Below are 14,661 nucleotides of genomic sequence, written 5' to 3' on the forward strand. Positions count from 1 at the left end.
TTTGCAATTCGCCGGAATCGTTTTTCATTGCTTTAGCTTCATTCTAAGAATCCTCAAGGGCAAGCAATAGAACGATCGTCTAAGATTGTTGTACAATCCTGCAAACTTAGAAATTAACGCTGGCAAAACGAGTGAAAAGCCTGCTATGGAGTTAATGAACGACCAGCCGGCAAAGCGCTTTGCAGACAGAGCACAAGCCCACAGAGACGAACTGACCCAGCGGATCGCACAGGCTATTCGTCAGGATGGGACGATTGAGCCACTGACTGAAAGGATTGCACTTCAACCGCTCCTCCTCACCTTCAGAATGCGTTCACAGTGTCTCTATCCCTGCCTTTTGTGCGATCGCTCAGGGCAGCAAAGAAGTTCTTCTCGGCAGCGATCGCTATCAATACGACCCTTTGCATTATTTGCTGGCTACGATCGAACTGCCGAGTGTCAGCCAAATTCTTGAAGCGTCCAAAGCGCAACCGTACCTTAGCCTTCGCCTCGATCTCGACCCCACACTTGTCGGTTCAGTCATGGTTGAGGCGGGCGATCCCTCACAACAAAGGGGTGCCAATGTAAAAGCGATAGACGTGAGTTTATTGGATGTGCCTCTGTTGGATGTCACTATACCTGTTCATTCCTAGTTTCAACCGAACTCAGCGCCGCTTTGAGGGTATGCCAAGCCAAAGTTGCACACTTAACCCGCATCGGATATCGGGAAACACCTTGCATGATATTGAGTTTCTGCAACGGAGCCTCAAACTGAGTATTTCCCATTACCATCTCGCGGAACTGTTCTACCATTAAAAGCACCTGTGAAATAGTTTTACCTTTGATAGCGATCGCCATTAAGTCAGCAGAAGCAAGGCACAAAGCACAACCTGCACCTTCAAATTTAATGTCTGCAATTTTACTTTCTCCTTCATCTAGTACCAGCGTTAAATCAACCACATCACCGCAATAGGGATTTTCTCCTCGGTGTTGACGATGTACTGGGTTAGTTTTTCCTTTGTTTTGCGGTTTTCTGGCGTGTGTCAAAATTACTTGTTGGTAAATTTGGCGATCGTTAGTTTTCATAATCTATTCACTCTTTAAAATTCTTTAATAGCAACTGCTTGTAATCGTCCGGGGTATCAATATCAATCGCAGCTTCTGGTATTAGCAAAATCACTCCTGTATCTATATATTTTTGTATTAATTCTTTTGCACCTTTATCTCCTTCAAGCTCCATCAGTTCTGGAAATAAGGCATTGCTAAACAGGGCAGGTACACCTGTAGTTTCGTTATACTTTGAGGCAATAATTACTTTTTGCGTTTCTTGATAAGACTGAATCAATAGATTGAAAATCTGGGGAGAAACTAGCGGCTGATCTGCAAGTGAGATGATAACTGCATCAAGTTTAGAGTTAGTTTTCAGTAGCATACTAATACCAGCGCGAATAGAAGAAGACATTCCCTCTTGCCATTGGGAGTTCTCTACAACTTGCACTGCCTTTGGCATTAGTTCCGGTTTAATTTGTTCTACATAAGCTCCCAGGACTACTATGATAGGTTGGCACAGAGAAGCTAAGGCAACTTCAACCGCATGAAGTATCAGGCTGCGTCCTTGATAAGAAAGCAATTGTTTTGGTCTTCCCATGCGGGTTGCAGCTCCAGCAGCGAGAATAATTAGACCAATTTTAAATACCATACCCAAGTTGTGAATTTTTGATTATTAAGAACATACTCGTATTAGCCATTAACTTTTTGATTATTGACTATAGCAATCCTCGCATCATTTGTGAATCTCTTACTCCCTCCCCGCGGGTTCGGGGAGGGTTGGGGTGGGGTAAAAAAATTACGGCTCATTCAGAATTGCTATAGCGATCCTCGCATCATTTGTGAATTTCTTACTCCCTCCCCTTAGTAAGGGGAGGGCTGGGGTGGGGTGAAAAATTTACGGCTCATTTAGAATTGCTATATTGATAGAATCATGAATTGGTAGAGTGCGATTTCTTAAAAAACCACCTTGATGCTTTGCTGTTACTGCTTGAATTTCGGCGATAATCGCCAGAGCAATCTCTTCAGAATTATCTGCCCCAATGTCGAGTCCCACCGGACTATATAAATTTTGTTGCTGTTGTGGAGTGGGGATAACTCCTTCTTGTTGTAGTTCTTGCAATAATCGGGCTGTTCTTTTCTTAGGGCCGAGTACGCCTAAGTATTTTAAGCCTGAAGGCAATAACACTCTCAGCAATTCCAGGTCGTCTAAATAATTATGAGTCATAACTACAGCAACAGTACGCTCATCTATATCGATTTTTTTTAATACATCCTGAGGAGAACAAAATTCAACTCGATCGGCTTCTTGAAAACGCTTTCGGCTTGCTTCCCGTTGGCGGTGATCGACTACAGTAATATGCCATCCTAACTGTTTGCCAAAGCGAACAACGGGAAGAACGTCATACCCAGCACCCAAAATTACCAGCGACAGCGGCGGCTGAATGACTTGAATAAAAACTTCAACTTTCCCGCCTATTAACTGATATTGTTTCCCTACCGAGGTTTTGTGTTGAAGTGCTGCTTGTGTATCCCTTAAAACCGCTGCTGCTAATTCCTCATCGCTGATGTGGTTGATGATATCTGAATTTAGTAGCAAGCGATCGCCTATTTGAGATTTGCTTTCACCCTCTATATTAAATACAGTTGCAATAGCGCTCTCAAACCGACCATCAAGGCATTTGTGGACAAAACTAATTTGGTTCGGCTCGTTTACTGGCAACGATTCAATCAAAACATAAGCAATGCCTTGACAGCCAAGCCCCAACCCCCAAATTAAATCTTCCTCGGAGGTCGAGTCATACTTAACCACACAAGGACTACCAGTGTTCATTACCTGCTGTGCTTTCTCAAATACATCACTTTCCAAACAGCCACCGCTAATTGCACCTACTATCAAGCCATCTGCACTCATCAACATTCGCGCACCAGGACGGCGATAAGTTGAACCTTCCACTTTAACTAAAGTTGCCAATGCTAGCTTTTTCGTGGTATCTTTTACTTGCTCTAAAGCAGCCATAATATCGTGTATTTCTTTCATTGCTCAGCCTAAAAATTTTTGTATCTCACTGTTTAAGTTTGATTATAAGGACTTCAGCATAGGGCACGATATAACGATACTTGCAAGTTATTGTACAATCCTGCAAAATTCTTCTTCTAAACTAATCATGGGACAAGCCTGTAAAGCTTTGGTGTGATGACTTTTAGCTTACTTTCTTGTCCCTTTCTTATCCCGAACTCACGTTACATAAAAATCGCACGGTTCAGGCGAACCCCGAAATCGGCATCCGGATTTGTCGTAGCGTCACCAAGTCGCTCTTGTATCACTGCAACTGCTAAGTCCCGGCGCTTTGGCGATCGTGATGCGTCGGCAGATGCCAGCGCTGCCGCCATCTGTTCGCGCGTGAGATCGGTGCAATAGCAGGGCGTGCCGGGTTGCTGACGCCACGAATCGGCGAGCGTGCCCGCGTCAAAAGCATCAAGCCCGGTGTCTTCGACGAGGGCCATCGCCACGGAGCGATCGTTCTCGCGGTCAGCAGCCACAGGGAGGGCGATACGGTCAGGACTTCCAGCAGGCTTGCCCTTGGTGGCGAAGGAGCCGGACCCGATCGCGTTCCACGCCTTGGCGATCGGCCGGCCTAGCTGTTGGGCCACCCAAAGGCTCTCAACCTGCCCGGCCTCGATAGCATCGATCTTTTCGTCGCGGTGGGGATAGTAATTCGACGTGTCGATGACGACTGTCTCGGCTGGTAGGTTAGCGATTAGCGGCGCGATTGTGGGAATGCGGTTGAGAGGGATCGAGAGGATCACCGCGTCAACGTCCTCCACCGCTTGGACCGTCGAGACCGCGCGTGCGCCGAAAGCCAGCACATCGGCCTCGATCGTCTCAGGGCCGCGAGAGTTGGCCACCTTCACGTCATGTCCGGCTGCACTGAGTTTGCGTGCCAAAGTCTTCCCGATATGGCCAGTGCCAAGAATGCCTATCTTCATAAAACGATTTCCTTGTACTGGGTAAGAGTCTCATTCCACTGCTGTACATCATCAGAAAATTGGGTAGAAACCTCGTCCTTTTAGGACGGCTTTATATTAGAATGTAATTGGTCAACGACCCACCCGAGACGATGGATCAAACAGCCTATACGAGCGAAGTTCAGCCTTGGGCTGGCGGCGAAGCAAAATCGGTAGACCGGGAAAAGAGGATAGGGCAATGGTAAACATCCCTAGAATCAAAACTACTAAGAATTCCGTTTGGTATTCGATACGTAAAAACCGCAGGGCTTGCGGGGTTAGTCTGTGGAGCGAACATAAGACCAAATCTCTTTTAGGGTGGAGGCAGTTGCGAAGAAGCAGAAATTCAAATCGTGAGGTTTGGGAATCCCCGTACCTTCAGGTCGGGGTGGATGTCAATTGGGCCGGTCTTACCCCGAGTGAATTATACTCCCGCGCTAGTGATAAAAGAGGGTTATTCCGTGGGAGTTTCGTCGGCGCGCCGATCGACCAGATCGAGCAGTTCGGCCCGGTGTGCTGTCGCCCAAGCACGGAAACTGGTTCCGGGCCGACCCAGCAGATATGGGATGTCGTCGCGCACCGTGCCGAAATAGCCCAGCCGCCCGTCGGCCAGTTGTGTGCAGAATTCTATCGAGCTCTTGGCGTACCAGTCCTCGACCTTCAACCCGCCCGCCTTGAACAAGGCTTCCATGTCCGCTGGATGGCGCACGTCGCAGGTGATCGTGCGGCCCATGACCTCGCTCAACATGATGGCGAGTTCGGGCCCCGTCATCGTCTCGGTGCTGAGATAATAGTTCTTCGAGGCGTGGTTGTCGGGTCCGTCGCGCAAGACCTTGGCCGTGACCGCCGCAATATCTGTAACGGCGATGTAGCCGACCCGCTGCTCTCCCCAGAACACCGGGAACGAACCGCCCGTCGGCGGCGACACGTTCAACATTCCATCCATGAACATATTGGGGTGCAGATGCGTCCAGGGTATGCCACTGGCCTCGATGTAGCACTCGACCAGCGCGAACCAGGAGAATTTCGAGTCGGTGCAGTCGTCGTTGGCAAAGACGCCCTGATTGACGATGTGCTTCACCCCCGCCTTCTTGGCGGCGTCGACCAGCGTCTTGGTCTGGTGCGTCATGGCGATCGTGTAGCCGGTCAGGATATTGAGCCGATCGACACCGCAGAGCGCAGGCCCGAATGTGCGCGGATCGTCGAGGTCGAACAGCACCGCGTCGCGACCTTCATTGCGAAACCGCTCCAGATCCTCCTGCTTGCGCACCCCGATACGGATGCGTGCGTTGCTCGGGTTTCGGTCGAAATCCTCCAAAATGAAGCGGCCGGTCTGGCCGGTGACGCCCATAAGGAAGATGAGTGGGCTGTTGTCGGTCGCCATGATTGCTCTCCGCTTGTTTGTGTGGATGTCGAACGGGAAGAGGCGTGGCGCGGCTCGACGATCGTGTGACGAGCCATGTCACGTCTCACTGTTGTGGTCGGTCGGGACGATCGGCGTGACGGGCGGGGAAGTTGTTCTCCAGCCCATGACCGCCTTCACATGAACAGCGCGCGGGTCAGGCGCACGGCATAGTCAGAATCAGGGTTGGTAGTGCTATCACCCACCCGCTCCACGATCGCCTCGATCGCAAGCTCGCGGCGCCTGGGCAAGCGCTCACGTTCCGCCGAGGCGAGCGCGGCAGGCATCTCCTCGCGGCTGAGGTCTGTGCAGTAACAGGGCGATCCGGGCTGCTGGCGCCAGGACTCGGCAAGCGTGCCTGAATAGACCGCGTCGAGACCGGTTTCGTCGACCAGCGTCATCGCCACGTCGCGCTCCCGGTCGCCATCGGCGGCGACGGGGATTGCGATGCGACCCGCTGCCCCTGCAGGCGCGCCCTTGTTGGCGAAGGATGCGGATGCGATCGCGTTCCACGCCTTGGCAATTGGGCGACCGATCTGCCTGGCGACCCACTCGCTCTCGGCCTGCCCGCCTTCGATCGCCGCAATTTCGCCGTCACGCTTGGGATAATAGTTGGACGTGTCGATGACCACCGTTTCGGCGGGCACGTCTGCGAACAGTGGTGCGATCCGGGGGATGGCGCCAAGCGGCGTGGACACGATCACCACATCAACCCGTGTGACCGCCTCCGCGGAGGTGACCGCACGGGCACCGTTCTTGAGGATGTCGACGTCGATTGTCTCGGGACCGCGCGAATTGGCGACCTTCACGTCGTGTCCGGCCGCACTGAGTTTGCGTGCCAAAGTCTTCCCGATATGGCCAGTGCCTAAGATTCCGATGTTCATGTTCACTTTTCCTCCTGTGGCGCTATCGATAAATGATGCGCGTAATCCTTTTAAGTGGGGTTGCTTTAGTCAGCCAAGTGCCGGATTGTAGGGCACAAGCGCGGCTTTTACTTCTGGTCTGTGGGTTACATCTGTTAAATGACCAATCATCCCCATCCGAACATTTTTTAATGGTGAAAGGTCACGCTCTCTGAGACGGGAACGCGCCCCATCCGAACACTGTTGACTGGTGCTGTGAAGTCTGGATAGCCAAACGCAATGGCAAACATCAGCTTGAGTTCATCGGAGATACCCAAATATTCGCGGATGGTCTGTGCAAAAAAGCCAATGGCGGTCTGCGGAATACCTCCTAAACCGCGCGCCGTCAGAGACAACAAAAACGTCTGGCCATACATTCCAATGTCACCGCCAACGCGCACATTATCTCCAAAGGAAGGCATGAAGAGCAGAGCGACATGAGGTGCACCGTAGAAGGTGTAATTTTTTGCAGCGGCTTTATGACGCGCGATCTTGTCGCCCCGCGCCACACCCATCGCCTCATAAAAGGTTTTGCCGTGTTCAATTCGGCGTTCACTATAGGCGCCATAAAAGCACTCCATATCGAAGCTAAAATCCGGCGTGAAATTCTCCGCTTCGTTTTGCTCGGTTAGAATGCGGCCCAATTCTTTGATCTTTTCGCCCGAAACGATGTGTGTGTTCCACGGCTGCGTGTTGCAATTCGATGGAGAATATTGTGCATCTTCCAAGACTTGCTTTATTTGAGCGTTAGGGACGGGTGTTGGTAAAAATGAGCGGAATGAGCGGCGCGCTCGAACTGTCTCTTCAAAAGAGAGCGTTTGTGATGGTTCATTTTCTAATTCAATGAGACCGTTTGAAAGGTGTGTTGCGTTTGACATCGTGAAACCTCAAAAGATGGTGTCAGTTGGAAGGTGGTTCGTGGTCGAGAGCCTTGGCTGAACGGGGTATTGCCAGCCCGTTCAAGGTGTCGCGAAGCTCGGCAAGGTCTTCATCGGAGAGACGGCAGGCCGTCTCGATCTTTTCAGGGATCGAGCACGCTGCCTCGCGGAGTGCCTCGCCCGCTTCTGTCAGATCGATAAGAACGCGGCGTTCGTCCTGCAGGTCACGGGTGCGCGTCACCAACCCCGCGCTCTCAAGGCGCTTTAAGAGGGGCGTCAAGGTTCCGTTATCCATACCGAGTTCTTGCCCTACTTCCCCAACAGTGCGCGGGGTGCCCTCGTAGAGAGCGAGCATGACCAGAAACTGAGGATAGGTCAGGCCCAAAGGCTCAAGAAAGGGCCGATGAAGCCGAATGACGCGGTTCGACGCACTATAGAGGGCAAACGAAAGCTGCCTCCCCACCTGTCGCCGTTGGTTGATGTTCGAGTTGTTATCCATTTAAAAATCCAGTCAACTACTATTATATAGCACACTACATAATAGTTCAATATCTATAATTCACTTTTTTCTGGACCAGTCTTGCACCCCTTCCCATGCGTTGCACCAAGGCGACGGTACGAAGATTCTTCCACACTCCCCACCGTTGCCAGCGCGCACCGTGCCCCCTGAGGTTCGCGGAGGCGATCGCTGCGACTAGCGCTGGCACTTCATTCAACAAATGACCTAACTCACAGCAGCTTGTCCGGCGTAATCGGCAGGTCCCTGATGCGTTTGCCCGTGGCATGAAAAACAGCGTTGGCGATCGCCGCCGGGATGCCGACCATGCCGAGTTCGCCCATGCCCTTGACACCGAGCGGATTGACGACTTTATCGTCCTCCTCAACGAATATCGTTTCGATCTCCAAGATATCGGCATTAACCGGCACGTGATAGTGCTGCAAATTCGGATTCATGATCCGCCCGTAACGATGGTCGATTTCAGTCGCCTCTTGCAGCGCCATACCAATGCCCCACACAACGCCGCCGATTTCCTGGCTGTGCGAAGTTTTCGGATTCATGATCTTGCCGCAGGCGGTCACTTCAATTGCGCGCGTGACCTGGACAGTCCCGACATCCGGGTCAACCTTCACTTCAATGAACTGCGCGCCATGCGCGCCGGTTGCGTATTTTTCTCTTTCCGGCGAGGGTTTGGCTTCGTGGATGTCAACAAGCTCGGTCAGATTGTTCCGTCGCATTAACTCGGAAATATTTATCGATTGCGACGAATTGTTTTTGATTTGCAGCTTTCCGTCAAGCATCTCGACATCTTCGATTTTCGCCGTCAAAAAAGGCGAAGCCGCATCTTTATTAGCCAAATCCAACAGTTTCCGTCTAATGTTTTGTGCCGATTCATAAATCGCCGAGCCGACGCTCGCTGTGGTAAATGAACCACCCTGCACCGGAGCTGGCGGAAAATTAGTGTCCCCAAGTTCAAACTTGACCTTTTCGGCGGGCAAACCGAGGTATTCGGCGGCGATCGAAGTCATCACCGTGTACGTTCCCGGCCCGATGTCCGCCGTGGCGCTCGCGACGTGCGCGGTGCCGTCGGACTTCAAAGTGATTTTTGCCGATGCCGGTCGCTGAAACGCGCCCCAAATTCCGGTCGCCATTCCCCAACCGACCAGAAGCCGTCCATCCCGCATGGAACGCGGCTCAGAATTGCGATTTTTCCAGCCGAACTTTTCGGCGCCGAGCCGGTAACACTCGCGCAAAGCCTTGCTTGAGTAAGGTTTCCCGCTATCTAGATCGACATCGGTGAAATTTATCAGCCTTAATTCGAGCGGGTCGATTTTCAGCGCGTAAGCCAGTTCGTCCATCGCGGATTCGATCGCAAACATTCCGGACACGGCGCCCGGAGCACGCATTGAGGTAGGAGTCGCCAAGTCGGTTCTAACGATTTGCTGCTTTGTATCTACGTTAGGGCAAGCATACAGCGGGCGCGAAAAAGTCGTCGTATTTTCCACCCATTCTTGGTAAGTTGACGAGTTATTCCTGGAGTCATGAACGATCGCCGTCAACTTGCCGTTTCTTTCGGCCCCGAGCGAAACTTTCTGCCAGGTGTGCGAACGATACCCGTGTCCGGTAAACATTTGCTGCCTGGTATAAACCACTTTCACAGGACGCTTGATAACGCGCGCCGCCATTGCCGTCAGCGCCGGATAATAATTCGGTCTCAGAGAAGCACCGAACGCTCCGCCGACGAACGGGGAAATCACGTGAACGTTTTCTGCGGGAATGTTAAAGCTCGTCGCCAAATGCTCGCGAACCACATAAACGCCCTGGGTTTTATCGAAGATCGTCAGCTTATCGTTTTCCCAGAAAGCGATCGCGGCGTGCGGCTCCATCGGGTTGTGATGCTCGATCGGAATCGTATATTCGGCTTCGATTTTCACGGGCGCAGATTTTAAAGCTTCGACAGGATTGCCTCGCTGTTTTACGGCGCTTTCGGGAGTTGGAAGAAAAGCCTTGTCCAAGGAACTCTCCAGATCGGTCATCGACTTTTCTTCGTTGTAAGTCGCCTTTACCAGGCGCGCGGCATTACGCGCCTGCTCGAATGTCTCAGCCAGCACGAGCGCGATCGGCTGCATATTGAAGAAAATCTGATTCGATTGCAGGGCGCGAAACGATTTATCAGGCACATCTGTGTTGATCTCCGGCTTGAGTTCCGGAGCAGCCGGCGGCGCAGGCTTCGGGTAATTTTCGTGGGTGAGGATGTGAATCACTCCCGGCGCACGGCTCGCTTCCGCCGTATCGATCGATCTGATCGTGCCTTTGGCGATCGTGCTCGTCACGATAAAACCGTAGGCGAGATTGGGAACCTTGAATTCCGCAGCGTATTTAGCCTTGCCCGTAACTTTTGCAACGCCGTCCACGCGGCTCATTTCTTTTCCGATGTATCTTGCCATTTCTTTTATCCTCCCTAATTACGCCGCACCGCTGGTCATCGCTTGCTGCAAAGCCAGAACAATGGCGCGTTTTCCGAGTTCGACTTTATAACCGTTATGTTCAAGCGGTTTCGCATCTTTGAGAGCCGCTTCGGCAGCAGCCTCAAAAGTTTTTTCCGTCGCAGGTTTTCCGATCAGAACTCTTTCGGCTTCGGGCGAACGCCAAGGTTTATGCGCGACGCTGCCCAAAACAACGCGTGCCTGTTTGATGGTGTTGCCGCTTGTTTCTAAAGCAGCAGCCACGGCAAGCAGTGCAAAAGCATAGGAAGCGCGATCGCGAACTTTTAGGTAATAAGACTTGTTGGCGAAGTTATTCTTCGGCATTTCGATCGCGACGATCAATTCCCCATGCTGAAGATTGTTATCTTTTTCAGGGGTGTTACCGGGCAAGCGATGAAAATCCTGGAGCGCGATTGTGCGTTCTTGCCCGTTCGTGCCGCGAATCCTCACTACCGCGTCAAGCGCATAAAGCGCATTCGCCATATCCCCCGGGTAAGTCGCCACGCATTTGTCGCTGTAGCCAAAAATGGCATGAATTCGATTGAGCCCCTGAAGCGCTCCGCATCCGCTGCCGGGTTCGCGTTTGTTGCAGGGCATAGCGATGTCGTAAAAATACTGGCAACGGGTGCGCTGCATTAAATTTCCCCCGTTGGTCGCCATATTGCGAAGCTGCGCGGAGGCGCCGGCTAAAATCGCCATTGACAGAAGCGGGTAATTTTGCCTGATGAGCGGATGGTTAGCCGTGTCGGTATTTTTGGCTAACGCGCCGATCGAAATTCCGTTCGAGGTCGATCGAATTTCCGCCAGATTCAAACCTGAGATGTCAACAAGTTCGCTGGGACGCTCGACGTATTCTTTCATCAAATCAACCAAATTTGTCCCGCCTGCGAGAAACTTTGCCGTTTGATTGGCGGAAACGGTGCGAACGGCGCTTGCCGCGTCAGTTGCACTTGAATATTTAAACGATTTCATCGGCTTTGCCCCCCTCATTCAATGCAACGGCAATTTCTTCATCGGTCGCGAAATGCCAAGCCTGGGCTGTTTCGCGCCCGGAATGAACTTCTCTGATTGCCGCAACGATTCCCGGATACGCACCACAACGGCAAATGTTGCCGCTCATGCGTTCTCTGATTTCTTCATCAGAGAGACTTAAATTCTGCGTGCTCGTCCGCAAATTGTTAGTGACGTGACTCGCGTCGCCGTTTTTGGCTTCCTGCAGAAGCGCCACCGCCGAACATATCTGCCCGGGCGTGCAGTAGCCGCACTGGAAGCCGTCGTGTTTGATAAACGCCGCCTGCATCGGATGAAGATTGTCGCCGTCAGCGAGCCCTTCGATGGTCGTCACCTCTTTCCCCTCGCAGCTAGCGGCAAGTGTCAGACAAGAAAGCACGCGGCGCCCGTCAACGATCACCGTACAAGCGCCGCACTGTCCTTGATCGCATCCTTTTTTGGTGCCGGTCAATCCAAGTCTTTCGCGCAGGGCGTCGAGCAGCGCCGTCCGCGAATCCACTTCCAGGCGTTGGGTCGAGCCGTTGATTTTTAAAAGAACCTTAACGGCGTTTTCAACCCCAGGGGTCGGGGCGAACACGGCGTCGGGCGCAGCGGCGAGCGTGGCAAAGGCCTCCTCTTTAGCCAGCAGGTGGAAGGCGAAGGTGCCGAGTAGGGCAGCCATGCTTTGCCCCAAGAATTTGCGGCGAGAAGCGCCGGTAATACCGAGTTGGTCGAGCAGTGTTTCTTCGTCCGCGCTGAGCTGCGAATCGCTCTCGGTTGAACTGAAATCTGTCGGTTCTTGATTATCGTCCATAATTCTCCTTGCAAAATTCTCAAACAATCCCTGGACAAGTGTTTGTTTTTCGCGCCGACTCTTCTAACGCTCTGCACCCACCGAAGGCGCTTCTGTGCAATATTTATTTACAACCTGTCCCAATTTGCAGGTATCTCGGCGGCCACCCGTATTGAACCAATATCATCCACTCCAAGCTAAAGAGGATCGAGCCCCGGCTATATGTTCTTCCTTTCCAGTTAGCAAGGCGAATAAGGCGTATTCCACGGGATTAGCATTCCAGAGTTCTATGATGTGTTCCTTCATATAAGACCATACAATCCCACCAGCAGTTTGGTAATGCTCAAGCACATCCTGGAGAACTTGCTCGCCGAAGATGGCATACAAACAGACGAAATCCTTGGCAGGATCGCTTACTGCGGCTTCTGTCCAATCGATTAGTCCCATCAAATTTCCGTCTTTGTCCACAAGCGTATGACCAGGGTGAAAGTCTCCGTGAATCAAAGCCGAATGCTGAGGCCACAAGGCATCATTGGCAATCCAGTCCTGCCAACGTGCCCAGCGTGTATCAGAAACACCAAGCAGTTCTCTGGTCTTCTCCATATTCTCTGCCATAGATTGCCGCACTCGATCGACTGTTTGAACTCGGATACTGAATTGTTTCACTACCTCAATGTGTGTTCTGTGGAGTTGCGCCAGTGTTTTGGCCACCGAAGAAATGTATACAGCAGGCGGGGACTTCGGATCGATGTACCATACATAATCGCCGATATCTGGATCTATGGTTCCGGCAGGAATTCCCTTTAATAGCGGATAGGCAACCAGTTCATCCGAAACAATTTTCCAGACGGGAACGCTCACATCGACTTGGCTTTTAACCAGTTCAAGAACTTCTCTTTCATAATACATACGCTCAAGAACATCAAGTCTTCTGGGAAATCGCAATACCCATTTGGTATTATCTTCTTTGGCAGTAGCAAACGTAGTTATGAAGTCCATTCCGGATTTGTTAATATTTAAGTTGTCTGCGTCCAAAATGAAGCCATTTTTGTCGGCGATGCTAAGTATTGTCCTGATTTGGTAGTCTTCACTAACAGATTTAGTCATTTTAAATTCGCTCCTTCATGAGCATTGGCTAACATCTATATCAGGCGTTCACCTCAAATTAGCCCAACGTAACATCAATAATATCTAGCCGCACTACACCAAAGGGCTAGAATGTGGAATCAAGGGCGACATTAAGCGAGCAGAGAAAGCGATATGACCGTTGCGGTGAGCAGTTTCATTTTCTTCCTCTCGATTCAGTGTGAGCAGCAAACAGACCCTTTTGCGACCGAACGCCCTGGACAGTGCCGGTAAAATACTCGGCTGGTCCCTTGGCAGAAGGCTGTGCGCCACTTCGTTTGATGTTCATCGTTTCAAAACTGAGTTTACTCTTGTATACAAATCCAGAATGCTTATAAGAAGCCGAAATGGTTGTTCATTGCTTTAGCTTCATTCTAAGAATCCTCAAGGGCAAGCAATAGAACGATCGTCTAAGATTGTTGTACAATCCTGCAAACTTAGAAATGAACGCTGCCAAACCGAGTGAAAAGCCCGATAGGTCGTTAATGAACGACCAGCAGGCAAAGCGCTTTGCAGACAGAGCGCAAGCCCACAGAGACGAACTGACTGAGCGGATTGCACAGGCGATCCGTCATGATGGGACGATTGAGCCGCTGAAAGGATTGCACTTCTACCGCTCCTCCTCACCTTCGGAATGCGTTCATAGTGTCTCTATCCCTGCCTTTTGTGCGATCGCTCAGGGCAGCAAAGAAGTTCTTCTCGGCAACGATCGCTATGTGTACGACCCTTTGCATTATTTGCTGGCTACGGTCGAACTGCCGATTGCCAGCCAAATTCAGGAAGCGTCTAAGGCGCTACCGTACCTTGGCCTTCGCCTCGATCTCGACCCCACTCTTGTTGGTTCAGTCATGGTTGAGGCGGGCGATCCCTCACCACAAAGGGATGCCAATGTGAAAGCGATTAACGTAAGTCCGTTGGATGCAAATCTTTTGGACGCTGTGGTGCGGCTTGTCAGGCTTCTAGATTCCCCTGCTGAAGCTAATGTTCTGGCACCACTGATTAAGCGGGAAATCATTTACCGACTGCTGATGGGAGAGCAAGGTAGTCGGCTGCGTCATATTGCTGTTCTGGGTGGCTCTACCCACCAAATTGCTAGAGCAGTCGATCGACTTCGTAAAGACTTTAACCAGCCGCTGCGGATTGAAAGCATCGCACGAGAGCTTGGAATGAGTGTATCGAGCTTCCACCATCACTTCAAGTCTGTCACTGCCATGAGTCCTTTGCAGTTCCAGAAGCAACTGCGACTGCAGGAAGCTCGCCGTCTGATGCTGGGGCAAAACCTTGACGCTACCAGTGCTGCCTACCGTGTGGGTTATGACGATTCCTCGCACTTCAACCGAGAGTACAAGCGGCTCTTTGGTATACCACCGATGCGCGATGTGGAGCGGCTGCGAGAAGCTGCTAGGGAGATTGCGAGTTCAACTTGACATCCTCAAGATGCCCTAATCAGGCCAGAAATCGCTAAAACATTAGGCATTTATTGCGCTCACTGTATTTGGGGAACAAATCAACTATGGTTGGACAAATCAGAAAGTATAATAGACCTCTTGC

At 51.4% G+C, this 14,661-nt stretch carries 14 protein-coding genes; 2 read left to right on the plus strand and 12 right to left on the minus strand.

The features are described 5' to 3' along the window. Positions 1–275 precede the first annotated feature (275 nt). A complete protein-coding gene (locus tag QUB30_RS23420; protein ID WP_333338188.1) occupies positions 276–632 on the plus strand; it encodes an AraC family transcriptional regulator in 357 nt (118 codons plus the stop codon). Here QUB30_RS23420 and sufU read toward each other — a convergent pair. The 12 genes from sufU to QUB30_RS23480 form a co-directional block, all read right to left on the minus strand. Next, complete coding sequence (sufU, locus tag QUB30_RS23425; protein WP_333338191.1) at positions 613–1,065, minus strand: Fe-S cluster assembly sulfur transfer protein SufU; 453 nt, start codon at positions 1,063–1,065, stop codon at positions 613–615. The genes QUB30_RS23420 and sufU overlap by 20 nt on opposite strands. Positions 1,066–1,072: 7 nt before the next feature. Further along, complete coding sequence (locus QUB30_RS23430; RefSeq protein WP_333338194.1) at positions 1,073–1,678, minus strand: nucleotidyltransferase family protein; 606 nt, start codon at positions 1,676–1,678, stop codon at positions 1,073–1,075. A 246-nt stretch (positions 1,679–1,924) separates the two neighbouring features. Beyond that, on the minus strand, positions 1,925–3,067 hold the full coding sequence (locus QUB30_RS23435; RefSeq protein ID WP_333338197.1) for an XdhC/CoxI family protein: 1,143 nt from the start codon (positions 3,065–3,067) through the stop codon (positions 1,925–1,927). A 203-nt stretch (positions 3,068–3,270) separates the two neighbouring features. Continuing rightward, a complete protein-coding gene (locus QUB30_RS23440) occupies positions 3,271–4,017 on the minus strand; it encodes an NAD(P)-binding domain-containing protein (protein WP_333338200.1) in 747 nt (248 codons plus the stop codon). 472 nt (positions 4,018–4,489) lie between these two features. After that, complete coding sequence (locus QUB30_RS23445; RefSeq protein WP_333338203.1) at positions 4,490–5,419, minus strand: NmrA family NAD(P)-binding protein; 930 nt, start codon at positions 5,417–5,419, stop codon at positions 4,490–4,492. A gap of 155 nt (positions 5,420–5,574) precedes the next feature. Then, positions 5,575–6,321 carry an NAD(P)-binding domain-containing protein gene (locus tag QUB30_RS23450; protein ID WP_333338207.1) on the minus strand — a complete coding sequence of 249 codons (747 nt, stop codon included), beginning with the start codon at positions 6,319–6,321 and terminating at the stop codon, positions 5,575–5,577. Positions 6,322–6,488: 167 nt separating this feature from the next. Further along, positions 6,489–7,217 carry a nitroreductase gene (locus tag QUB30_RS23455; RefSeq protein WP_190663286.1) on the minus strand — a complete coding sequence of 243 codons (729 nt, stop codon included), beginning with the start codon at positions 7,215–7,217 and terminating at the stop codon, positions 6,489–6,491. A 22-nt stretch (positions 7,218–7,239) separates the two neighbouring features. Next, positions 7,240–7,716 (minus strand): MarR family transcriptional regulator, encoded by a 477-nt coding sequence (locus tag QUB30_RS23460; protein ID WP_333338210.1) that lies wholly within the window; start codon positions 7,714–7,716, stop codon positions 7,240–7,242. 230 nt (positions 7,717–7,946) lie between these two features. Beyond that, positions 7,947–10,163 (minus strand): xanthine dehydrogenase family protein molybdopterin-binding subunit, encoded by a 2,217-nt coding sequence (locus QUB30_RS23465; protein WP_333338212.1) that lies wholly within the window; start codon positions 10,161–10,163, stop codon positions 7,947–7,949. Between the two features lie 18 nt (positions 10,164–10,181). Next, on the minus strand, positions 10,182–11,174 hold the full coding sequence (locus QUB30_RS23470) for a xanthine dehydrogenase family protein subunit M (RefSeq protein WP_333338215.1): 993 nt from the start codon (positions 11,172–11,174) through the stop codon (positions 10,182–10,184). Then, the gene (locus QUB30_RS23475) at positions 11,161–12,006 is read right to left on the minus strand and encodes a 2Fe-2S iron-sulfur cluster-binding protein (protein WP_333338218.1); all 846 of its coding nucleotides are present in this window, start codon (positions 12,004–12,006) and stop codon (positions 11,161–11,163) included. Before QUB30_RS23475 ends, QUB30_RS23470 begins: the two co-directional genes overlap by 14 nt. A 162-nt stretch (positions 12,007–12,168) precedes the next feature. Then, positions 12,169–13,092, minus strand: coding sequence for a macrolide 2'-phosphotransferase (locus tag QUB30_RS23480; protein ID WP_333338221.1), 924 nt, complete (start codon positions 13,090–13,092; stop codon positions 12,169–12,171). A 461-nt stretch (positions 13,093–13,553) separates the two neighbouring features. Here QUB30_RS23480 and QUB30_RS23485 point away from each other — a divergent pair, with 461 nt between their 5' ends. Then, complete coding sequence (locus QUB30_RS23485; protein WP_333338224.1) at positions 13,554–14,537, plus strand: AraC family transcriptional regulator; 984 nt, start codon at positions 13,554–13,556, stop codon at positions 14,535–14,537. Positions 14,538–14,661: the final 124 nt, after the last annotated feature.

The sequence above is a fragment of the Microcoleus sp. BROC3 genome (assembly GCF_036702515.1).
GTDB lineage: Bacteria > Cyanobacteriota > Cyanobacteriia > Cyanobacteriales > Microcoleaceae > Microcoleus.